The sequence below is a fragment of the Candidatus Binatia bacterium genome (assembly GCA_036382395.1).
Taxonomy (GTDB): Bacteria; Desulfobacterota; Binatia; order HRBIN30; family HRBIN30; genus JAGDMS01.
On the sequence record DASVHW010000218.1, the window covers coordinates 1 to 20,551 of the forward strand.

A 20,551-nucleotide genomic window follows, 5' to 3' on the forward strand; every position below is an offset into this window, starting at 1 on the left:
TCCCGATTTTGTTCGCGCCGGTTTCAGTGAACCACAGATTCCCGTCCGGACCTGTGGTGATGGCGTGTGGCTGGCTGCCAGGGGTAGGAATAGAAAACTCGGTGAAGCCGCCGGTCGGCGTCACCCTCCCGACTTTGTTCGCGCCGGTTTCAGTGAACCACAGATTCCCGTCCGGACCTGCCGCGATGCCCCACGGCTGGCTGGCAGCGGTAGGGACAGGAAACTCGGTGATGGTTCGCACCTCGGCTGCAGCGGTGATTGCGACAAGCCCCGCAGCAATTGGAAATACGAGAAACCTCATTATTCTGATGCCGTCACGTCCGCGGTGCCGAACGTTGGCGATCAGCCGCGCGGCGCTCTGGCCGCGTCGGCGGGAACGGCTGAGTTAGCGCTCTCATGGGATTCTTGTACACGAATCACACGAGAGATTGCGTATGCGGGGCCACCGAAGAGGTAGTATCCCAGATCGGCGAAGGCACCCATGGTGAGCAGCCCAGGGCAAATGCCCCAAAGCGCACCTTCTGCCACTGCGTGGTCCTGCTGAATCCAGAGTGGACCCGTCGCAGCACCGATCGGAACGCCAACCACAGCCAACGCAAGACCAATTGGAACTCCCAATCCCACGCCAAGAAGAAGTCGTCCGGTTTGCGCGGCGTATCGAACCGGAGCCGGGTCATCGTCGTAGGTCCTGGCTGGCTTGCCCCCGCATGGGAGCACATTCGCAGCCGCGGATTCGGAGAGCATCAGGACGAAGAGGATAGCGATGAAACGCATGGCGCTGTCCGGGATCGTTTCTCCCTCGTGGTACGGTAGTGCGGCCACGACGTCGGTAAGGCCGCGTTCAGCAGCGAATGAGCGAAGCCGAGTTCGAAGCCCAACTAAGCCGTCGAAGCGACGGAAAGTGTTGTGGCTCGGAAGCGTGGGATCCGCGTTGCATTCAAAACGGATCTCCGCCGCGGTCGGGAAGCGACCGAGTTTTCGGACGATTCGAGCGGCGGCGTCGAGCACCGGTTCGTCAGGCAGGCGAGGGTTCATTCGCTGCGGCTCAAGGCCCGCTTCGCGAACTGCTGCGCTCCACGTAGTCCACCAACGTCCACTCCAGTCCGACTCGCGAATGCCAGTGGCGGCGAAGAACGCCGTCTTTCCCGGCGCCACGCCGCCGTTCTCGGCAGCGGTTCGGCGAATCTCACGGAGAACATCGTCCTTCGTCAACATGTCCAGCTAACGTCGTGGATCAGGCGCGGCGGGCGAACCACCACTGCGCTGCGATCGAAGCAGAGCTGACCAAGGGAGCAAGCTCCCCGCCGTCGCCTGCAGCCGAGAGTTAGGCCAGTTATCCATGCGCCTGAATCAGTGGCCGCAACTCCTCGATGGTCAGCATCTCGCTGCCGCGGTGAATCATGGTGTGGCAGTTCGGGCAAATCGGTCGCAGATCCGTGATGGGGTCAATCTCGTATTGCTCACGGATCTCGGACAGCGGCTTGAGATGGTGAACGTGAATAAAACCCTGACCGAGCTGACCATACGCCTTTTCGAAATCGAAGCCGCACGCGCAGCAACGACATCCATAATGCTCGATGCACTGGTGCCGCGCGTATGGGTTGCGCTCGTAGCTGTTCACGGAAACCTGGCGCGTGGCGCCTTCGAAGAAACGTAAGGGTGCCGTGACCTCGTCTGCCAAGGAAATCGGTTGCTGCCCGTGGGCTGTAAGAAACCCCGACCAAGCGGTCTCCAATTCCTCTGCTGCAAGAGGTGGGATCGTGATACCGGACCCTTGAGTATGCCAGGGGAACCCAACAAGGTGCTCTGTCTGCAATTGGTCAATCGTCAAGATGCCATCGCGTTCGGGATGCAACAACGTATCGAAGCGTACGCCGATGAAGAGAGCTGTATCCTGACTACTCTCTTGGTCCCAGTGGGTGTCCTCGAACGTTTCCTCGTTGACGATGCCGGTCGCGACAATGCCCCGGGGAGCAACGCCGGTTCGCAACAAGAACACGCGGTCGCCTTGCCGGATGCGTTTGGTGTTCCCGCAGCTCCAGCGGCTGTCGAAAAAACCTTTGCGACGAACATCCTCGACGTTCTGCGCGAGATCTGCCCACGGTGACTTCTTCGGGTTCCATTTGATCAGGTACGTGGACATTCGGTGCTTACCGTTGGAAGTTCAACGCGATTTAGGCACTGCGTTCTTCTCGCTCAATCTCAGCTTCCTTTTGCGCGAGCCACTCTCTGACGATACGAAGGAGGCTCAGGTAGTCATCGTGGCCAACGATGGTTCGCGAATACGAGCTCGCCCGGAACAGAGAACTGTATCGGTTGATCACCGACAAGGCCCTGTCGATGAGTTCGTCAACATCCTCCCAAGACAGCTGTGCCTGATTCGGGGCTGCGGAAGCCAACAGCGAATTCGGATCACGGTGAGCCAGGGATAAGTTGCGCAGCACCACCAATTTCTTGACAGTCGGATCGGCGGCGGCGACCGACTTCTCATCCAGACTGAGCTGGGTGGCATCAGGCCGGCGCGGGTGTTTCGCGAGACTCATTACAAACGGGTTCCCCTTCAATCGCTGGCGAAAGTTGCGCTCTTCGAACAGGTGCAGATTCTCCGCAATGAGCCGAAGCCAAGTCCGGAGGCTGAGCGAGTCATTCCGCTGATCGTAGAGCCTCGCCAACCGATAGAGAACTACGTCCGCATGGGAACGCATCGTTAGCCACCAGAACGTCGGAGTTTGTGCGAACTCGCGCCGGTGCTGCTCCGTGGCCTTCACCAGACCCTCGTACAGATGCCTGTGATGCTGGGAGTCGAGCGCGTCACTAGCTACGGCTTCAAGAAGTACCTCGAACTCCTTCGCGTCTCGAATCTTCATCGGATCACGTGTTGCCTAACACCAACGCTGAGCTACCGGCGCAGGATGCTCGCGAGTGGCAGCTAAGTTCATGCCGGTTAGCTCCAGCGTTTCGTTAGACATAACGCGATGGTCACAATCATTCACCCTGGCTCCTGCTGTTGGCAGGTGTCTGGCGCCTTGTTGCCTGTTCCTTTTGACCATGACGGTGCCGTGTAGCACCCGGGGTCGAATGGCGAGCGGCACGGGGGATATATTTCCTCGACTCCGGACACTCGCCGGTCAGGCCCTGGCCTTCGCACAGGACGATACGCAACCGAGCGATGCGCTCCGCAGTGGCGTGGTCGACGCATTGCTCATAAACTAAGGGGTCGATTGATCCACCCTCGGCAAACGCGGCCTCCCACTCGCAATCTTTGTTGATGAACTCTTGCCAGCTCTTCTGGTTGGCTTCGAGCCGTGCCCATTGCGTGGGTTCTGTCGTTGCCAGTTTCTCTTGGAACTCGCGAATGAGGCGTTCCAGTGTTTGCCGTTGCGCTCGCGTGTCTCGCCCCGCGCAGATGTTCATCTCCGTCTGAGTGATGACCTCTCTCTCCGTCCAGTTTTCACAATCAAGCGTCTTCGGGTCTATCGGATGCTGGGCGGAGAGTGGCAGCGCTGGCAGTGTTATCACCGCTGCGACAACGAACAGACGTAGCAGACCGTGGGATGACATCTTCATTCTCGCGCAGTCTAACTACTATTCGACTCCCGAATGAAATCCGCAACTCCCGCGGATCCTGCAGCATAGCGCCCCGCTGCCATGCGCCTGCCATAGGGCACAACCCGCTTGGAAGTCAAACGGTTAGGACACTGCTGCTCACCCGCTTTCTCGGCGCGCTAGGCCGCGGCAACCGCGGCCTAGCGCGCCGCGGGCGGACCAGCCCCCAGCCGGTCGGCGGGGCTCTGCACACCCCGGCCGCCGCGATTCAAGACGTGCGTGTAAACCATCGTCGTCTTCACATCCCGGTGGCCGAGTAACTCCTGTACCGTCCGAATGTCGTAGCCTGCTTCTAAAAGATGGGTTGCAAAACTATGCCTGAGAGTGTGCGGGCCGACTGGCTTGACCATCCCAGCCTGACGCGCCGCCTCGTGAATAGCCCGCTGGAGGACCGACTCGTGCAAATGATACCCGCTGCGGTGGGCCGAAGCGCGGATCGGCGCAGATGCGCGAGGCCGGAAACACCCACTGCCACCCCCACTCGCGATTCGCGCTCGGATACTTGCGCGCCAAAGCATCCGGCAGGACGACCCGGCCGTACCCGGCTGCCAGATCGGTTTGGTGCATCTTGCCGACCCGCTCCAGATGCAACCGCAGCCGCGGTATCACCGCCGACGGGAGCATCGTTACCCGATCTTTGTTCCCCTTGCCTTCCCGCACGAGAATCTCGTTGCGCGTGAAGTCGATATCCTTGACGCGCAGCCCCAGGCACTCCATCAGCCGCAGCCCCGTGCCATAGAGCAGCGTCGCCATGATCCAGTTGACTCCGCCGAGCCCGCCGAGCAGGGCCTCAACCTCCGGCCGGGTGAGCACCGTGGGGAGCCGCTCCGGCCGCCTGGCGCGGACCACATCGTCGAGCCACCCAGGATCACGCTCCAGGACATCCTTGTACAGGAACAGGATCGCCGCGAGTGCCTGGTTCTGCGTCGAGGCCGCAACGTGCCGATCGACGGCGAGCGCCGTGAGAAACTGCTCGATCTCTGGCTTGCCCATCTCCGCCGGATGCCGCTTGCGGTGAAACAGAATGAACCGCTTGACCCAGCCGACGTATGCCTCCTCCGTCCGATAACTGTAATGTCGCGTGCGAATGGCGGCGCACACTTGATCGAGGAGGCGCGGCTTGGTGGGATTGGCGGACGACATTGCCACCTGGTGACGGCGTGCCGACTCTGGCAGCGCCGATCCGCCCTTGCCCGAATCTAGCCCGATCTGGGCAGACACGAGTCGTAACGGACGAATCCGAGGATCTGTTGCGGCGATTGATTGCGACATGGCGACCTCCCTACGAATGAGGCGAAGATATAGCGAAGACGCAATTAAGTCAACATGACACGCAATGATGGACCAATGTGATGATCCAATACCCGTGATACTGCAGTCGAGATGAAGTGTGCGCGTGACGGATCTGGTCGATGCTTGGCCGGCACGCGGCAACGAATCTTTTTTTCAAAGCTTGCTTAGTGCCCTGAGTCAGAAGTTCACGGCGTAATCTTGGCGCTTGGATTCCTGTCATTCCCGCGAAGGAGACTGTCGATTTTCTCGAGACAGACCCTTCGACAAGCTCAGGGTGAGCGGAATTGTCTTTTAGATTCAATAACCCAACCGCTCGTGCTGAGCCTGTCGAAGCACTGTTCGCGCGTTTATCGACAGACTCGACGGCGGGAATCCATCTCTGTGACGGGCACTGCCCCCCGTCCATGGATGCCCGCCTTCGCGGGCATAACGCAGATTCCTTCCGAACGATCTATTCAACAAATTTACGATTCATGACACTAGAGAGGTCCGGCCGTGATCTTTTCGACCTCGATCCGGGTGCCGCGATCGTTCTGGCCCGGTGAATTGGAATTCGGCATGGCCCGCAGGTGGAAATACCCACCGGCGAGCTGGATCGGGTTGATCGGGCTGGGGATGGCCACCTGGTGGGAGCGATGGTCTGCAAACTGGAACGGCTCCCACGCATGGTAGACGATGACCTGCCCCGGCCGCACTGTGGGCGACACCTTCGCCTGAACATCAAAGGTCCCGACGTCGTTGTGCGCACGCACGCGGTCGCCGTCCTTGATCCCCCGCGCCTCGGCGTCCAGGCTGCTCAGGTACATCAGGGGCTCACCGCGCTGCAGGCGCAGCAGGCGCGGGTCCGGCCGCCACATGGTGTGGATCGACCAGCGCGTGTGTCCGCCGGTCATTTGCAGCGGATAGTCGCCGCCGATGGGCGGATTGTCCTTGTGCACCGGCAGCTCCTCGCCCAGCTCGAGGTAAAGCTCTTGATCGATGTAGAACTGTATCCGCCGAGTCATCGTGGGCCATACCATTTTCTTTTCGGTGTGCCAGGTGTTGGCCGTGATGGTCTCGTCGGGCTTGATATCGGTGGCGGTGCCGATGTTGACCATGCCCATGCCGACTCCGGTGAAGCGGGCGTACCCCTTCTCTTTGAGCTGTTCCCAACTCGTGCCCTTGAGATTACTCGCCAGCCCGACCATATCGCTCATGAATTTGTCGCTATCCTTTTCCATGTAGCGCCGGCCGAAGGTGAAGGTGTCGTAGATTGTATCCAACTTGCGCTCTTCACCGGCCCGATCGCGGAACGTCTTCTGCCCGCGCACGGCCGCTTGCTCCTGCATCGTCTTCAGGAGCAGGCAGTGCCACTCCCATTCGCTTTTGCACTCGCCCAGCGGCTCGACCGCCTTGGTCGTCGGATGGGCAAAGGGGGCGATCGGGGTTGCCCAAGTGAGATCGTCCTTCTCATAATAGCCGGCCGCCGGCAGCACGTAATCGCTCTGCAGCCCGGTAGTACTGAGGCGCCAGTCGATGGTGACGAGGAGCTTGAGCTTGGGCAGGAGATGCTTGACGAGTTGCGGGTAGCCGCGCACGCGGCGCAGAATGTTGCCGCCCTCCTCGAAGAAGATCTTCGGCTCGGTCTTCGGGGCAAGCTGCCAGCCCTTGTCGAACGCCTCCTGCACATACGCGTCGATGTCGCGTTTCAGCAAGGGGTCCCAACCGCGCGTATTGCCATACAGCTCGCGCAGGCCGCCGTGGAGGTAGAAGAACAGCACCGAGGAGACGACGCCGCCCTTGTCGTGCATCTCGCGAGCTTCCTGAAAGAGGAACATCTCATCGGTGGAGCCGTTCCACTTGGCCTTGAGGTATTTCGGCGCGTTCTGGGCCGCCATGGCGAGCATGCCGGCCTGCAACGGCAGGGCGGGGGCCAGCCCCATGGCTTCCGACGAATCGATGCTCAGGTACGGGAAGCCGTTCATGCCGCTGCCCTTCTTCCCCACGTGGCCGCACAGGGCGAGCACCAGAATCTGCACGCGCTCCATCTCGAGCCCGTGATAGAACTTCGGGAAGTTCGACTGGGTCAGAATGGTGGCGGCTTTCGCCTTGGCAATTTGGCGGGCAAGGCGGCGCAGCAGGTCTGGCGGCGTGCCGGTGATGCGCGCGGCGGCCTCCGGAGCATATTGCGTCAGGCGCTCTCGTAGCAGGCTGAACACCGGCGTGACGGTGACCTCGCCGGTCGTGGTGCGCACCTTGTACTCACCTTCCAAGGCCGGCTGCACACCTTCCAACTTGAGACTGGTCTTCGAGGCCGGCCGCACGCTCTTCGAGGTGAGATCGTACACGTAGAAGGTGTCGTCCGCCCCCTCTTTCTGGAGATCGCGTTGGCGCAGGAAGCGCCGGGTGTCCTTGCGTACCAGAAGCGGCAGGTCGGTCTGCTCGGCAATGAACGCGGCGTCGTACAGCTTCTCCTCGACAATCACATTGGCCATCGACAGGCCGAGCGCCGCGTCGGTCCCGACGTTCACCGGCACCCACAGGTCGGCGTGAATGGACGAGGCATTGCAGTCCGGCGCGATGGTGATGACGTGGGCCCCACGGTAACGGGCCTCGAGAAAGAAATGGGCGTTCGGAATCTGGGTGTAGACCGGGTTGCCGCCCCACAGCAGGATCACGTCGGAGTAGAACCAGTCGTCGGCCGAGCTGGCGAAGCCGATCTTCCCGCAGGTCACCGCCGCTCCAGGGTGGTGGTCGCCGACCTCCGCGTTCAAGTCGAGGAACGGCGTATCGAGCATGAACGCGGTGCGCATGAGTCCCACACCGTGGCAGCCGTTGGTCAAGGCCGAGCCCATATCCCAGTAAATCGCGCCGGGGCCCTGCTCGTTCATGACATCGAGCGTGGTGGCGGCGATGTCCTTGAGCGCCTCGTCCCAGCTGACCCGCTGCCACTTACCCTCGCCCCGCTGGCCAACGCGCTTGAGCGGGTACTTCAGGCGGTCGGGATCGTACATGCGGTGGCTGTAGCAGGCCCCCTTCTGGCAACCGCGCGGGTTATAGTCGGGCACGGAGGAGTTGGTCGCGGTATAGGTGGCGGCCTGCTCCTCGCGCAGGACCACACCATCCTTGACGTAGACGTTCCAGTTGCAGCCGCGCTGGTACCAGCAGTTGACGTGGTGGGTGCCTTTAACGACCTTGTCCCAGGTCCATCGCTGGCGCAAGACATCCTCCCACGTGCGGTAAGGCGGAACCGGCGGCAACGCGCCGGCCGTGGGATCCGCGGCGGGTGCGGCGGAGGCTCCGACAGAGAGGCGACCGAGCGACAGCGTCAGCGCTGCCGCACCGGTACTGCAGAGAAACTGCCTACGTGTGACGCTCATGACATCCCTTCATCGTCCCGGTGCCGGTTCCGACGCCGACGACACCACTTCCTCGTTGACCGCTGTCCGCACCCCTATGAGCCATACCGAGGCTGAACGTCAAGGTTAGCTCATAAATGCTCATAGATGCGGGCCGGGAGATATGAGATAGCAGCAGCCGAAAGCGTGATATTTCTCAGTGAGAATGCGGGCGCGGTACGAGGGTCGCGTCTGGACAATGGACTTTGACGTGCGGAAGCGGCAGACGAAGGGGGCTTGCGCTTCTCGATGAATGCCAGCTGCGCCGCCTTGATGTCCTGGCTCTCGCAGGCGGTCGCCATTAGCGCTTCGCAGTCGCGCCGCGCCTTCGCGGCGGGATGCGCTGAAAGGAGAACACAATGGCGATTCAACAAGGTGATAAATTCCGGTGTCCCGACGCGAACTGCGGTTGCGAAGTCGAAGTCACGAAGGGCTGCGCGAAACCCGGCGCGGGCGGGAACATGAAGCCGCATTGCTGCTGCGGCAAAGAAATGCAAAAAGTCTAAGCCGCGTCCGTCGTCCGCTCCGCATTGGGGCGAACGACGCTTCTTGTTCCGCTCGGTCGGTCATCGGCTACACGTGCTACCGCTCGCGGTCGAGCAGACCGCGAAGTTCCTTCTGAATCAAGGTCTGACGGTGCGGTCCTTAGGACTTCGTCGAGCCGGACGACTTCTTCGACGATGACTTCTTCGAGGGCACTTTGCCTCCCTCGCGGCGTGCTTCGGAGAGGCCGATGGCAATGGCCTGTTTCCGGCTGGTCACTTTCTTCCCCGAGCCGCTCTTTAATCTTCCCCTCTTGAGCTCGTGCATTTCCTCTTCCACTTTGTCCGACGCCTTCTTCCCATATTTCGCCATGGCAATTCCTCCTTCGGGAGTCGATTTCAGCAACCGTCGGTAATCCTCGCCACGCTACTCGCCTGCTTGACCAGTTTTTCGGCTTCCGGTCTGGTCAACAGCGTCATCGCGTCTCTTCCGAACAACTTCGACGCGACGGCGACCACGGTCGCGATGCCCGCAGCAACAGCGAGCCAGATGGCGCCTGACATCGGCATAAAACGGTCCTTGCTCACGCGGTGGAACGCAGCGTCTCCCGCATTTCCCGTTCTGCCTGTAACCAGTCCTCTACGTCGTATCCGTGTTCCCGGTCACGTGCAAGGTAGAGTTCATAGGCGCGACGGGCGCTGTCGTGCTCGGCCACGTTCGCTCGTCCGTTGGTCAGCGACTTCGCTGAGCGGTCGGCAGCCGTGGCGACTGCCTCACGTGGATAGCCGGCATTAACGCGGTATTTGTCATACGACCCAGTATCAGACCTTCCCGAACCCTCGGCCGTGCCCCCAAAACTTCAGACGGAGCCGTATATGCGGACCGTATATGCGCCGTGGATAAACGGCCAGTCAAGCGTCGGCGGTGCGCCGGTGAAGGGCACGGAGGGCCGGCGCCCCGCCGGTTCGGCCTCTCAGCGGGAACGGCGGAATCGTGGAAGAGTGATCTCCGGCGTGACGTCGTCGAAGGTGACCTCGACGGGCATGCCGATCTGCAGCTGGTCGGGGGTGCAATCCGTGACCAGGCTGAGCAGCCGCACGCCTTCGTCCATCTCGACCACGACCGGTGCGTAGGGGGTGTCGTGCTGAAAGGCCGGATGCAAGGCTCGGGCGACGACCGTCCAGGTGAACACTTTTCCGCGGCCGCTCGACTTGGCCCACTCCCATTTCCACGAGCCGCACTCGGCACACATCTCGCGTGGGACGTGTCGCCAGGTGCCGCAACCGGCGCAGCGCTGAAACCGCAACTCGTGCTGCTTGCACCAGTCGTAGAACTCTTTCGCCAAGCCTTCCGTGGCAGGCAGTGGTTTGGCGTATGCTGTCTCAGTCACGTCTGAACCTCGCGCCCCTTATTTTATCTTCTGAGGATGGCAATGCTGCCGTCGCCAAAGTCGCCCCAGCCGGTCACCACGCCGATCTCGGCATTCTTGACCTGGCGCTCGCCCGCTTCGCCGCGGAGTTGGCGCACCGCCTCCACAATGTGATTGAGGCCCAGCGTATGCGCCTCGGACAGCAGGCCGCCATGGGTATTCACAGGCAGTTCGCCACCCAACTCGATGCGTCCGCCGGCAACGAACGCCCCACCCTCGCCTCGTTTACAGAACCCCGCCTCCTCTATCTGCTGCAAGACCTCGAAGGTGAAGCAGTCATAGATCTCGGCGAAATCGACGTCGCTCGGACGGATCCCAGCCATCGCAAACGCCTTCGGGGCCGCCATGGTCAGGCCAGTCTTGAAGATGTCTTTCCGGTTGGTGATCTCGTCCGCCGGATAGGGCTGGCCGGCCGCGACACCCATAATGTAGACAGGCGTGCGCTTCAGATCACGCGCCCGCTCCACCGAAGTGACGACTACAGCGGCGGCCCCGTCGGTCTCCAGACAGCAGTCGAAGAGCCTGTACGGATCGGCGATGACCGGCGATTTCAAATAGTCATCGATCGTCAAGGGACGACCGCACATCACCGCTTGCGGGTTGAGCTGCGCGTGCTTGCGCATCGCTACCGCGATGGCGCCCAGTTGCTCTTGCTTGGTGCCGAACTCGTACATGTGACGGCGCGCCATCAAGGCGTACCATTGCGGCGGCGCGGTCAAGCCGTGGGGAAAGTAATAGTCACGGGCGATGCCTCGTCCCGGCAGCGCCGCGGTATCGGCAGTAACGACCTGACGGGTCCGGGGACCGGAATACCCGTTCCACCCACCCAAGATCAGCACATAGTTGGCGGTACCGGTGACAACCGCCATCGCCGCTGCCTGAAGCGAGGCCACCGGTGCCGCCCCGCCCATGTTGATCGTGGCCGCGTAGCGCAGGTTGTCAATGCCGAGGTTAGCCGCAAATTCTTCCGCCGTCCCCAGACCGGGAAACGGCATGAGGCCGTCGATGTGGTTGTTCCTCAGCCCGGCATTGTCAACGGCGCGCACCGCCGCCTGCAATTGCAGGCCGAGCCCGGTCATTCCGGAACCCTTGCCGCGGGTGTACGCGGTTTCTCCAATCCCAATGATGCAGGCTTGATCTTTCACCCGGTTTTCCTCGGCACATAAAACGTGAAACGTAAAACGTCAGAAGATGCACGCTCCCGTTTTACGTTTTACGTTTTTGTTCCTGTATCAGCTTCCACAGCCGATTCGGCGTCGCCGGCACCTCGTGCGCCCGCACGCCGAGCGGGAGGAGAGCGTCATTGATGGCGCACATGATGGCGGCCGGCGTGGTGTGCATGGCGCCCTCGCCTACCCCCTTGGCCCCCAGCGGCGTGAACGGCGACGGCGTCACCAGGGCCGCCTTCTCCGCCATCGGCACGTCGTAAATCGTCGGCAACAGGTAGTCCATGAACGTCGAGGTCAACAGCTGGCCGTCGTCATCGTAGACGTACTCCTCCAGCAACGCCGCCCCCACCCCTTGCGCCAGGCTGCCCTGGGTCTGGCCCTCCACCGTGGCCGGGTTGAGCCGTGTGCCGCAATCGTCGGCAATGTAGTACTTCAGGATCTCGACCTTGCCGGTCTCCGCATCCACCTCCACCATCACCACGTGGCACGCATTGGCGGCCGTCAGGTAACTCTTCGCCCGCCCCTGCTCGTCGGGCTGCGTGCGCCCCGGCGCCGTCCACACGTAGGTGGCCTCCGGACGCGGATCGATGTCCGGCGGCAGCAGATCACTGCGTGTGAGCATGACGACCGCCACCTGCGCCAGCGGCATCTCCGCCCCAGGCACGCCCTTGATCTGCAGCTTCCCGTCCATCAGCTCCATATTGGCGGGTTCGGTCTGCATCAGTCGGGCGGCAACCTTGATCAACTTGTCGCGCAGCTGGTCGGCGGCTCCCAGGATGGCGCCGGTCAGCGCCACACCTAGGCGACTGCCCCCCGGCCCAAACGCCGGCGGCGCGGAGAGCGTATCCTGTGGGACAACGACGATGTCGCTCATCTCCATGCCGAAGTAGTCCGCCAACACTTGTGAGGCGATGGTGTACTGCCCCTGGCCCTCCAGCGGAAATCCGACCCGCACGATGATCTTGCCAAAGAGGTTGATGCTCACCGTCACGCCTTCGGGCACTCCGGTCATCGGCATCCCGACGATGGCGTACGCATTCCAGTCGAACACGCCGGGCTCGATCGTGCTGACCACCCCGATCCCCACGCAGCGCCCCTGCTGACGCGCCGCCGCCTGCTCCTGGCGCAGGCGCTGGTACGCCGACATCTCGAGCACCTTGTTCAACGCCGCTTCGTAGTTGCCGCTGTCGTATTCGTTGCCGCTGGGAATCGTGTACGGGAACTGCTCCGGCGCGATGAAGTTCCGGCGCCGGATCTCGGCCGGGTCCAGCCCCACACCGCGCGCCGCGATGTCCATCATCTGCTCGAGCACCCAGTTGTGCGGCGGTGGCCCCATCCCACGATAGGGGCTCTGCGGCGACTTGTTGGTGGCTACCAGACGCAGGTCATACTGCGCGCTCGCAATCGTATAGCACCCGGTGAACGATGCCAGTGGCTTGGCTGTGGAAAAAGCCGCAAATCCCTCTCCGGTCGCCCCCATGTTGTCCACCAACTGCACCTTGAGGCCGGTGACCGTGCCGTTCTTCTTCACCGCCAGTGAGACTTCGTAGAAGCGGTCCCAGGACTGACTCCCGCCGGCGACCAGATACTCCATCCGGTCTTCGATCCACTTCACCGGCCGCCCGCCGCTCTTGCGCGACAGCAAAGCCGTGATGCCCACGCCACGCGCGCCCCCTTTTCCGCCGAAGCTCCCACCGTGTGGGTGGCCGATCATGCGGACCCTGTGCAGTGGTAGCCCCAGCATCCCCGCCGCCCCCAAGGCCATATGCCCGGGCGCCTGGAAGCTCCCCCGACAGGTCAAGCTGCCTTCCACCGGATCCCACTGGCTGATGATGCCGCAGGTCTCCATCGGGTTGGCGCCCAGTCGATGCCAGCGGAACTGCTCGGTGAAAACCTGGTCCGCCTCGCGGAACGCTTGATCCACCTCGCCCCACGTCAGCACCCGCTGCAACATGACGTTGGTGCCGCGCTCCTCGAACACCAGCGGGCTGCCAGGCTCGAGCGCCTGGGTGGGCTCCACTACCGCCGTCAAGGGCTCGTACTCGACGTTGATGAGTTCGAGGGCATCCTCCGCCACGTACCGGCTACTGGCCGCCACCGCCGCCACCGGTTCCCCGACAAAACGGGCCTTATCCGCCGCCAGACAGTAGGTGCCCCACTCCGGTGGCAGGCTGGCCATCACCTGGGTCGTACGCCGCGCCTCTTCACCGGTGACCACCGCCACCACCCCCGGCAGTTGCTCCGCCGCACGGACATCGATGCTCTTGATGCGCGCGTGCGCATACGGGCTGCGCAAGATCGCACAGTGCAGCATCCCGGGCAGCACTACGTTGTCGATGAATTCGGTGCGCCCGGTCAGCAGCTGCGGATCCTCCACCCGGTTCACCGCCCGCCCGATAAACCGGGTGGCGCTCACCGGCAGATCCGACAGCGTCTTGGTCATCTCCGCAGCCATCGGCGCCTTCACCCCTACCCTCTCCCAGAGGGAGTGTCGATTTTCTCCGAATGTAGGGACGCAGCATGCTGCGCCGCTACGGAAGCACGCGGAAAATGCGGTATACGAAACCAGCGGCCGGTCATTTCTCGACAGTCCCCGCGGCAGCGGGCGATGCCGCACGGAGTTTCGTCGCCGCCACGCGGACCGACTTCATGATCGCCATGTACCCCGTACAGCGGCAGAGGTTGCCGCCCAGCGCCTCCTTGATCTCGTCGTCGCTCGGCTGCGGATGCTGCTGCAGCAGTTCGTACGCCGACATCAAGAACCCCGGCGTGCAAAACCCACACTGCAGCCCGTGCTCTTCCATGAACGCTTGCTGCAGCGGGTGCAGCGCGCCGTCGCGGCCTCCCAGGCCCTCCACCGTCATCACCTCCGCCCCGTCGGCCTGCACCGCCAGCATCAAGCACGACCGCACCGCCTGTCCGTTCAACAGGATCGTACACGCCCCGCAGGCCCCTTGCTCACAGCCCACGTGCGTCCCCGTCAGGCCCAGATCTTGCCGCAGAAAGTCCACCAGCGTGGTCCGCGGCTCCACCGCCGCCTCATAGCTCACGCCGTTCACGGTGAGCCGAATCGGTCTCGGCGCTGTCATTCAGCCCCCTCGCAGTCGCTGGTGCGACGTCTCACGCCGCACCTCGAGCCCGTGCCGCCGCCTCGGCCAGCGCGCGCCGCGTCAGCACCTGCGCCAGATACCGGCGGTACTCCGCCGAGGCGTGCACATCCGACAATGGTTCCTCGATCACTTCGCTCACCCGCTGCCCGGCTTGCGCCCACAGCTGCTCACTCGGCGTCTGTCCGATGACCACCTGTTCCGCCGCCTGCGCCCGCAGCGGGGTGGGCCCCACCCCGAACAGCACGATGCGGCTCTGGGCGCAGCGCCCGTCGCTCCCCAGTTGCACCGTCACCACCGCCCCGGTCATGGCAAAGTCCCCGTGCCGGCGGGCGACTTCGGCGCAGGACCAGCCCGTATCCTTCGCCAGCGCCGGCACGCGCACCTCGGTCAATATCTCCGTCGGCTCCAGCGCCGTGGTCAGATAGCTCACGTAAAACTCCGCCGCCGCCATCGTGCGCTCACCCTTCGGCCCCACCGCCCGCAGCTGCGCATCGACGGCCACCGCCAGCGCCGGGTATTCGGCGGCGGGGTCCGCGTGCGCCAGCGAGCCGCCCACCGTGCCGCGGTTACGGATCTGCGCGTGGCCGATCAGCAGCGTGGCGGCGTGGAGCAAGGGGTAGCGACTCTTCACCATCGCCGAGTCCTCCACCGTGCGCTTGGTGGTCATCGCCCCGATGGCCAGCCCACCATCGCTCTCGCGGATGTACTTCAGCTCGGCCACTTTGCCCAGGTCGATCAACAGCCCCGGCCGCGTCAGCCGCATGTTGAGCAACGGCATCAAGCTCTGCCCGCCGGCCAGGATCTTCGCCTCACTCTCGTGCTCTTGCAGCAACAACACCGCCTCCGCCACCGTCGTCGGCGCGGCGTACTCAAAGCGTGGTGGCTTCATCTATGCGGTTCTTCTCTCCTGCTGAAACAAACGTTTGTTTCGCTTATAACGCCAGCCCGCCGGGAGCAATAGGGACAAGCCTCTTACCAAGAAATTCAGAAGCGTCAGCGTGGCTGCGCTGGCTGGTGTTATTTGCAGATCGAATCAGCCGTCAATCAGGAAGATGAATCCCGACTCGCACCAGACCGAGTCCCAGCTGTAGCCATCAGGTTTCTTGGTGAGATCGACCATGAGAAACCAACGCCATGGTGGATCGCCGTGATCGAAGTATTCACCCGTCAGCGTTCCGGTAAACTCCTGGCGCGCGGCAAACCGTGTCCCTTCCACAGGCCCTCCGCCATCGCACTCCGCGCGCTTCCCAGCCATGGCCGTGTCGAATCCTGGGCGTACATTCAACGAAGAATTCAGCATCCGTTACAACCTCGAGTTACGTTTTCCTTACTTGGCGCCGATGCCTCCGTCAATCGCCCCGTTTACATGCTTTCGGACTCTGTGTAAGTGGACAGCGATGATGCCGCTAGGAAACATACGCGTGTTGGATTTATCGCGCTACGCGCCGGGGCCGTACTGCACCATGCTGATGGCGGACCTCGGTGCCGACGTCATCGTCGTGGAGGAGCCGCCCGAGGTTGGCCGCCGCGTCGACCGCGCCATGGGAGTGAGCGAGCGCAACAAGGCCTTCCTGCCCATGGGCCGCAACAAGCGATCGGTGGCGCTCGATCTACGGGACGAGCGCATGCGCCAGGTGTTGTTCCGGCTGATCGAGCGCGCCGAAGTTTTCAGACACACCTGGCCAGGTGCGTACGCCAGCACCGCGGCCGGGTGAACATACGCAAGAGATCCTGCGAGAACTCGGGTACTCGGGAGAAGAGATTGCCCAGCTGACCGGAACGGAAGGAGCGGAGTGACTGAAGTCAGGACACCACGGGGAGCGTGATGTACGAGGCCCGCCGGCGCTCGTGAAAGACCTGCTGGGCTGCCCGCCGCATGTCCGCGGCGGATACGGCCGCGAGCGGCGCCGCGACATTGAGGTTGCGGTCGTACTTCGGAAAGTTGCTGCTGCTGATCTCGAGGCGGACGCGGTGCCCGGTCTGGAACGTGTGCGCCACCGCCAATAAATCGATCGACAGCTCGACGACCTCGCCTGGGGTCAGCAGCACTTCGCGATCCATGCCGTTGCGATAGCGGGCACGGATGATGCCCTCGGCAATGCCGGCACAGTATCCATCCGGTTGAACGTCCACCAACTTGCCGGTGAAGTCGGTGTCCGGAGCGCTGCTGCTCGCGAACAGGGCCACCGATACCGGCCCGGCAATCGTCAGCGGCACCGTCAAGCGTGGGGCCGTGTACACCAACACGTCGTCCCGCTGTTCCACTTCCGCCTGGTCCTGCACCCCGGCCGGGCATAAGCTCGGCGCCATGCTCCGGCCGCCCGCCGTCGGCACCGGACTGGCCGGATCGTACACGTAACTGTCCGCCGGCTCGTTGCCTGGAGCCTCCGTCTCGAGCACGCCATCACCGCATCGTGTATTCGCCCGTCCGCCGCTGCGAAGGTAATACCGCGTCGCTGTGTGCGGCGGTGGCCAGGCGTCGGCCTCGTGCCAGGCATTGCTGCCCATGACGAAGTAGCGTACGCGCTTGGCGCCGGGAGCGGCGGTCTGCTTCTCGGCCACCCAACGATCGAACCACTCGAGCGCCAGCGGAGCCACCATGGTCGGGCCGCTCACCGCGGCCGGCCCGAACTCCCGCTCACCCGCAGCGGACTTGCGCACGCCGAGGTAGCTCATGTGCTCCCACGGACCGATAACTAACTCATGCGTATCACGCACCCGTCTGTCGGGATGCGACTTCAACGCCTCGTTCAGATCCAGGTGCCCCTTGAGAAACCCGTCGTACCAGCACGAAATCTGCAGCACCGGAACCTTGATGTTCACGGCATGTGCGACGGCGTCCACCTGTTCCCAGTACCCGTCGTACTTAGGATGCGCCAGCCACTCGTCGTAGTACCGCGCGATGCCGCCTTGAAAGAGCGGGTGGTTAAGCTGCGGCAAGTGGCGGATCGCCTCCCTGGGCTCGGTGACGCCAAGCGTGAGCCGGGCCAGCATCTGCTCCAGCTCCGGCTCATTCAGTCCCAAGCGGGACACGGTGTCCCAACCCTGGTGGAGCGCCCACCAGAGGTTGAACGCCAGCTCGAAGGCGCCGCCGCTGTACACCCAACCTTGGTGGTAGTTGGCGCCGGTCATGTACGACACACAAGCCTTCAGGTGCGGCGGTGCGGCGACGAGTGCTTGGATGGTGGTGACGCCGTTGTAGGACGACCCGTAGATGCCGACCCTCCCGTCACTCCACGGCTGTGCCGCCGCCCATTCGACCGTATCGTACCCGTCCGACCCTTCGCAGAAGAAGGGTACCCACTCACCTTCCGACTTGAACCGGCCGCGGCTGTCTTGCACGACCACGACGTAGCCGCGTTCCACCGCCGCCACCGGGCTGAACATGAGCGTGCCGACAACCCACCAGTCGTCCTTGCTGTAAGGCGTGCGGTGCACGAGCACCGGGTAGCGGCCCGCCGCCGCGGGCCGGTAGATGTCTGTCGCCAGCTTCACACCATCCCGCATCGGGATGAGGAGGTCACGCTCCACGGTGAGCGATGTACTCATCGTCCTTCGATCGCCGTGCGTCCAGCACGTCGCGGGCGCAGGGCGGGTAGGAGCACCAGCCCTCTGTCAGAAGAGAGTGTCGATAAATGGGAGGCAGACCCTTCGACAGGCTCGGGGTGAACGGAATTCTTCTTTGAAATTGAATACCCAACCGCTCGTGCTGAGCTTGTCGAAGCACTGTTTACGAGACAATCGACACCCCCAGAAGAGAGAAACATGCGAGGCATTACTCCTCACCGAGCGGCGCGCCGAAGAGATCCTCGAACACCCCGAGCGCCTCTTCCACCATGTCGAACACGATCTGCCGGGCCGGCTTCATCGTGGTCACAAAGCCCACGCCCTGTCCCGCGGCCTCGGTCATGAACGATTCGATGTTCCAGTCGATCGCCGACTGCTTGACGTCCGCGAAAAGGAGCAGCTGGTACGGCGGCGGTGCCGGCCTCGGTGCTTTGGGCCCATCCCACTCCTCGTGCCACTTGCACTTCAGCGTGCGCATGGTGAAACCCGATATGCACGCGGAGAAGGCAGTGTCCTCCTGGGAGGCGGCGAGGATCTTCTCCTTGATGATCATGTCGACATCCGATTCACGCGAGGCCAACCACACCGTACCCGTCCACACACCGACGGCGCCCAAGGTGATCGCGCCCGCCAAGTGCCGGCCTGTCGTGATGCCACCGGCGGCGATGACCGGAGTGTCGCCCGCCATGGCAGCGACCTGAGAAACGATGGAGAACGTGCCGATCGGGCCGGTGTGGCCGCCAGCGTCGATTCCCTGCGCGACGATCACATCGACCCCGGCTTCGATCTCCCGTTTCGCTTGCCGGGGCTTTCCGATCAGGCCCCACACCTGCATGCCGCGGGCATGCGCCGCTTCGAGCACGAAGGAGGGGTTCCCCAGCCCCGACGCCAGCACCGGCACGCGCTCCTCGAGCACCACCTCCAACTGCTTGCGCGGGATCTCCTTGTTCATCCAGCCGAGGTTGTAGAGCTCGGGCCTTTTCTTCGGCGGCGGGATGTTGTGCCGCCGTTTGATGTCCTCGACGAAGTCGTGCTGTGGTTTGGGGATCTGCGCGATCAGTTCCTCCACCGAGCCGACCGGTGGCACCGACGCCGGAAACACCAAGTCGATACCGAAGGGCTTGCCGCCGATCCGTTCGCGCAGCCATTTGATGTCCGCCTCGAGCTCGTCCGGGGTATGATGCGTCTCGCCAAGAACCGCAAACCCGCCGGCGTTGATCACCGCCACCGCAACGTCTTTGCAGTGCGTGAAGGCGACAATCGGATACTCGATACCCAGTGAGTCACACAGCTTCGTGTGGAGTGGATTCCTGCTCACGTTCATTATCCTTTCTCTAGCGCACGCCCAACTTCTCGCGGCGGCACATCATTGCCAACTCCATGGTTTAAGGTCAAGGCTCCGGGAGGGCGTGACGCTGACTTGGATGACTAGAAACATCTGATGCACATCAGGCCACCAGATGACCTGATCAGCCTATTCCATCTCCTTACCGGGACTGTCGATAAATGGGAGACAGACCCTTCGACAGGCTCAGGGTGAGCGGAAATATTCTTCGAAATTGAATACCCAACCGCTCGTGCTGAGCTTGGCGAAGCACTTTTTGCGAGACAATCGACAGTCCCAAAAGGAGGGGAACACCTATCAGAACTTCCGCGAGGGCATAGCACGCGATGTGTGGGTCAGGCGAGCCACGGCTTGGTGCTTGACGGGCCTCCATTATTGGTAGACATGGCGCAGGCAGTTCGCCGCGATCCGGCCTTGGGAGGCACGTGATACAGGCCTGGGGCAGGGTTGCAGTAGCATTGTCGATCGGCGCGACCGGTGCCAGACCTACCCCGCTGATGAAGGCGGTGGAGGCCGGTCAGCGCAGCGGCCATACGACGCTCCCGCTTACGGTGGCGGGCTGCGTCCAGCGTCAGTCCGGCAGGTCCGCTCCCCGTTGGCTCGCCCTTCGCCGTCGCTCAGGACATGCTTCGGGCGGCTTCGTACGAAACTGGAGAATCATAAACAACAAGTCTCAAACATCGAGGGCCAAAACGATCGGCGCGGCACCCTCCTGCAGGCACAGTGATGCGGTGCAGGCCGCGCACGGGATGAAGCCTGACCAGCGCATGCACAACTCCTCGTGTACCGCCGACGACGCCAACCGCGACGGGGCAATCACCGTCGACGAACTCGTCACCGCGGTGAACGCCGCGCTCAACAGGTGCGATGGATGAAGCGGGTGCGACCGAGCGGCGCACGCATCGACGTTTGCCGCCTCGCAGCGTCGGTTCGGCCGACGGTCGAAGGGGCGATAGCAAGAGGTCCATTGCGATACGGGGAACTCGCGGCCTGCTTGCGGCGTTACGGCTCCAACCACCAGCGGGTGAGTTCAAGCTCGACCGCCTCGAACGGCTCCGCCCGCACGCGTTCGCTCCCGCCGTGCGTGCTGGCCACGACCCAGCGGCCATTCTCAAGTCGGTAGACTTCGAGTGTTCTTGCCAGCGGTTCGACGAGCCAGAGATGGCCGACCG

Annotated in this window: 19 protein-coding genes and 2 pseudogenes; 2 read left to right on the plus strand and 19 right to left on the minus strand. The window is 62.9% G+C overall.

Translation table 11 applies throughout. The features are described 5' to 3' along the window. The 16 genes and pseudogenes from VF515_10035 to VF515_10110 form a co-directional block, all read right to left on the minus strand. Nucleotides 1-232: pseudogene (locus VF515_10035) on the minus strand (Virginiamycin B lyase). Nucleotides 233-342: 110 nt separating this feature from the next. Continuing rightward, on the minus strand, nt 343-1,008 hold the full coding sequence (locus VF515_10040) for a hypothetical protein (GenBank protein ID HEX7407974.1): 666 nt from the start codon (nt 1,006-1,008) through the stop codon (nt 343-345). Between the two features lie 325 nt (nt 1,009-1,333). After that, nucleotides 1,334-2,143 carry an HNH endonuclease gene (locus VF515_10045; GenBank protein ID HEX7407975.1) on the minus strand — a complete coding sequence of 270 codons (810 nt, stop codon included), beginning with the start codon at nt 2,141-2,143 and terminating at the stop codon, nt 1,334-1,336. 31 nt (nt 2,144-2,174) lie between these two features. Continuing rightward, complete coding sequence (locus VF515_10050) at nt 2,175-2,867, minus strand: hypothetical protein (protein HEX7407976.1); 693 nt, start codon at nt 2,865-2,867, stop codon at nt 2,175-2,177. A gap of 118 nt (nt 2,868-2,985) precedes the next feature. Beyond that, nucleotides 2,986-3,567, minus strand: a complete 582-nt coding sequence (locus VF515_10055; GenBank protein HEX7407977.1) for a lysozyme inhibitor LprI family protein — start codon at nt 3,565-3,567, stop codon at nt 2,986-2,988. A 179-nt stretch (nt 3,568-3,746) separates the two neighbouring features. Beyond that, a pseudogene (locus tag VF515_10060) lies at nt 3,747-4,749 on the minus strand (integron integrase). Between the two features lie 629 nt (nt 4,750-5,378). After that, nucleotides 5,379-8,258 carry a molybdopterin-dependent oxidoreductase gene (locus VF515_10065; protein HEX7407978.1) on the minus strand — a complete coding sequence of 960 codons (2,880 nt, stop codon included), beginning with the start codon at nt 8,256-8,258 and terminating at the stop codon, nt 5,379-5,381. 110 nt (nt 8,259-8,368) lie between these two features. After that, nucleotides 8,369-8,773, minus strand: coding sequence for a hypothetical protein (locus VF515_10070; GenBank protein HEX7407979.1), 405 nt, complete (start codon nt 8,771-8,773; stop codon nt 8,369-8,371). Between the two features lie 148 nt (nt 8,774-8,921). Further along, the gene (locus VF515_10075) at nt 8,922-9,131 is read right to left on the minus strand and encodes a DUF6496 domain-containing protein (protein HEX7407980.1); all 210 of its coding nucleotides are present in this window, start codon (nt 9,129-9,131) and stop codon (nt 8,922-8,924) included. A 26-nt stretch (nt 9,132-9,157) separates the two neighbouring features. Continuing rightward, entirely contained in the window at nt 9,158-9,328 is a 171-nt protein-coding gene (locus VF515_10080; GenBank protein HEX7407981.1) for a hypothetical protein, read from the minus strand. Between the two features lie 404 nt (nt 9,329-9,732). Further along, nucleotides 9,733-10,149, minus strand: coding sequence for a Zn-ribbon domain-containing OB-fold protein (locus tag VF515_10085; GenBank protein HEX7407982.1), 417 nt, complete (start codon nt 10,147-10,149; stop codon nt 9,733-9,735). A 23-nt stretch (nt 10,150-10,172) separates the two neighbouring features. Beyond that, entirely contained in the window at nt 10,173-11,333 is a 1,161-nt protein-coding gene (locus VF515_10090) for a transporter (protein HEX7407983.1), read from the minus strand. Nucleotides 11,334-11,394: 61 nt separating this feature from the next. Further along, nucleotides 11,395-13,812 carry a xanthine dehydrogenase family protein molybdopterin-binding subunit gene (locus tag VF515_10095; protein ID HEX7407984.1) on the minus strand — a complete coding sequence of 806 codons (2,418 nt, stop codon included), beginning with the start codon at nt 13,810-13,812 and terminating at the stop codon, nt 11,395-11,397. 121 nt (nt 13,813-13,933) lie between these two features. Next, entirely contained in the window at nt 13,934-14,446 is a 513-nt protein-coding gene (locus VF515_10100) for a (2Fe-2S)-binding protein (GenBank protein ID HEX7407985.1), read from the minus strand. Between the two features lie 31 nt (nt 14,447-14,477). Beyond that, nucleotides 14,478-15,356, minus strand: coding sequence for a xanthine dehydrogenase family protein subunit M (locus VF515_10105; GenBank protein HEX7407986.1), 879 nt, complete (start codon nt 15,354-15,356; stop codon nt 14,478-14,480). Between the two features lie 144 nt (nt 15,357-15,500). Beyond that, nucleotides 15,501-15,683 (minus strand): hypothetical protein, encoded by a 183-nt coding sequence (locus VF515_10110; protein ID HEX7407987.1) that lies wholly within the window; start codon nt 15,681-15,683, stop codon nt 15,501-15,503. Between the two features lie 184 nt (nt 15,684-15,867). Here VF515_10110 and VF515_10115 point away from each other — a divergent pair, with 184 nt between their 5' ends. Continuing rightward, the gene (locus VF515_10115) at nt 15,868-16,182 is read left to right on the plus strand and encodes a CoA transferase (GenBank protein ID HEX7407988.1); all 315 of its coding nucleotides are present in this window, start codon (nt 15,868-15,870) and stop codon (nt 16,180-16,182) included. An 88-nt stretch (nt 16,183-16,270) separates the two neighbouring features. Here the strand turns inward: VF515_10115 and VF515_10120 are convergent, their stop codons facing one another. Continuing rightward, nucleotides 16,271-18,016: a CocE/NonD family hydrolase gene (locus tag VF515_10120; GenBank protein ID HEX7407989.1), complete on the minus strand. Its 1,746-nt coding sequence runs from the start codon at nt 18,014-18,016 to the stop codon at nt 16,271-16,273. A gap of 226 nt (nt 18,017-18,242) precedes the next feature. Then, nucleotides 18,243-19,352: a nitronate monooxygenase gene (locus tag VF515_10125; GenBank protein HEX7407990.1), complete on the minus strand. Its 1,110-nt coding sequence runs from the start codon at nt 19,350-19,352 to the stop codon at nt 18,243-18,245. Nucleotides 19,353-20,128: 776 nt separating this feature from the next. On the opposite strand from VF515_10125, the gene VF515_10130 reads away from it, so the two are divergent. Continuing rightward, entirely contained in the window at nt 20,129-20,254 is a 126-nt protein-coding gene (locus tag VF515_10130) for a hypothetical protein (protein HEX7407991.1), read from the plus strand. Nucleotides 20,255-20,381: 127 nt separating this feature from the next. On the opposite strand, the gene VF515_10135 is transcribed toward VF515_10130, so the two are convergent. Continuing rightward, on the minus strand, nt 20,382-20,551 hold a 170-nt coding region (locus VF515_10135; GenBank protein ID HEX7407992.1), incomplete at its 5' end, for a Uma2 family endonuclease.